At 62.4% G+C, this 1,755-nt stretch carries 3 protein-coding genes; 2 read left to right on the top strand and 1 reads right to left on the bottom strand.

Annotation, left to right across the window (positions count from 1 at the left end):
• Nucleotides 1-78 precede the first annotated feature (78 nt).
• On the bottom strand, nt 79-549 hold the full coding sequence (locus tag AAFX91_RS41425) for a hypothetical protein (RefSeq protein WP_130582681.1): 471 nt from the start codon (nt 547-549) through the stop codon (nt 79-81).
• 170 nt (nt 550-719) lie between these two features.
• On the opposite strand from AAFX91_RS41425, the gene AAFX91_RS41420 reads away from it, so the two are divergent.
• Nucleotides 720-1,010 (top strand): hypothetical protein, encoded by a 291-nt coding sequence (locus AAFX91_RS41420; RefSeq protein WP_130582682.1) that lies wholly within the window; start codon nt 720-722, stop codon nt 1,008-1,010.
• A 26-nt stretch (nt 1,011-1,036) separates the two neighbouring features.
• Entirely contained in the window at nt 1,037-1,576 is a 540-nt protein-coding gene (locus tag AAFX91_RS41415) for a DUF3617 family protein (protein WP_130582683.1), read from the top strand.
• The last annotated feature ends 179 nt before the right edge of the window (nt 1,577-1,755 follow it).

Raw genomic sequence — 1,755 nt, 5'->3', positions numbered from 1 at the left:
AAGGCTTCCTCCTAAAAGAAAGCCTTGAATCACGTTCAATCTGATTTGAGAATCCCAAGAGTCCACACGGCCTAAGGATCAGGGCCGGGCCGACTTGCAGGCGGGATTATAGGCCCAGTTGCGGTCCAGTCCGACCACGCACCATTCGACGCCCTGGCCGATGCTAGCAAAGCCGCCGTCCTCGATGATCGAGAAATGCACGGTGCGCACCTTGCCGTCGCTCAACATCGCGTCGCCCGAGCAGTAGCGGCGCGGGATGTTGTCGGACTGCCAGGGACGGAAAGCAGTCTCATGGATCCGCGAATAGCCGGTGATCACCAGCGGGGAATTCCAGAACTGGCCCTCTTTTTCCTGGAACTGAGACGCAATGGTCGGCAGCGCTGCCTCGCAGGGGGCCACCCGTCCTTCATAGCTCGGCCCGAACAGCCAGAAGTTCAGCTCGAGCGGATTGGCGGCGTGCGCGGTCTGGGCGGACGCCAACAGGCCAAACAGCAGGCCGAATGCGGCGCAGAGGCCAGTTTTGGTCAAGGAACGAACAGAGTTGCACATGAGAATCCGCCGGATATCCAACGCGCGGGACGGTGCCGCGAAGCCCGGGCAAGGTCAAGTGCAACGCGGCAACACTGGCGGAGAACTCCGCAAATCTCCGGCCCACGATTCTTTTCACCGTCGCCGGCGCACTTTATGGTGTCGCCCAAGGATTTAAGGAGAGGTCTGCGATGCGAAGGATTCTGGCCGCTGGCATGGTTGCCGCAGGTGCAATGCTGGCCGTTGCACCGGCCCAGGCCGACTGGGTGCCCCCGTTCAAGGGCAACGATACCGGCGGCATTATCGCCTATTCGCTGGCAAGGCAGGCCGATGCCCGCCAGCTCGCGGTCGATCACTGCGCTTCCTACGGCAAGGTGGTGAAATTCCTCGCGGTGCAGCCCTATGAGGGTGGCTACGTCTCCTTCTCCTGCCGCTGGGTGCCTTGGAGCGCCGCCGAGCGGCCGCTGCGCACGCTTTATTGATCGCCGCCCGTTACCGGCATCGCCGCATGACACGACATTTCGTTCTGCTCGGATCGGCCATAGGCCTGGCTGCGCTGCTGCCGGGCGTGGCCGGCGCCGTCGATCTCCCTGTTCGCAAAGCGGGCCTGTGGGAGATGAAGATCGTGCGTACGGGCTCGACCATGCCCGAAATGACGATGCAGCATTGCACCGACGAGACCACCGACAAAGACATGAGCACGGCGGTCTCGCCGATGGCGAAGGATATCTGCTCCAAGCAGGATATCCAGAGGACGGCGACCGGCTATGTCAGCGATTCCGTGTGCGGCGTCGCCGGCGTCACGGTGACCTCGCATGCCGAGATCGCCGGCGACTTCAACTCCGCCTACACCGTGAAGACGACCTCGCACGCCGATCGCGGCTCCGCCGGTGCGGCGCGCGATACCACCGGCACCATCGAGGCCAAGTGGCTCGGTCCCTGCAAGGCGGATCAGAAGCCCGGCGACATCATCATGGCCGGCGGCATGAAGATGAACATCAAGGATATGGAAAAGCTGAAGGGCATGATCCCCAAGCTGCCGAAGTAGTTCTTCTCGTAGCCCGGATGGAGCGCAGCGCGCATCCGACTTCAGCTCGGACTCAAGGTGCCAATTGTTGCGCCCTCTCCCCTTGTGGGAGAGGGCTGCTCAGGGTCCTGACCGGCTACATGGGTAACAGAATAGACCGGCGACATGGGTAACAGGTCAACTGGTCGGCAAGGAGGACC

The sequence above is a fragment of the Bradyrhizobium sp. 31Argb genome, from assembly GCF_043638955.1.
In the GTDB taxonomy this organism is placed as follows: domain Bacteria; phylum Pseudomonadota; class Alphaproteobacteria; order Rhizobiales; family Xanthobacteraceae; genus Bradyrhizobium.
Note: the sequence above shows the minus strand (reverse complement) of the source record. Positions and strands in the feature narration are given on the sequence as shown.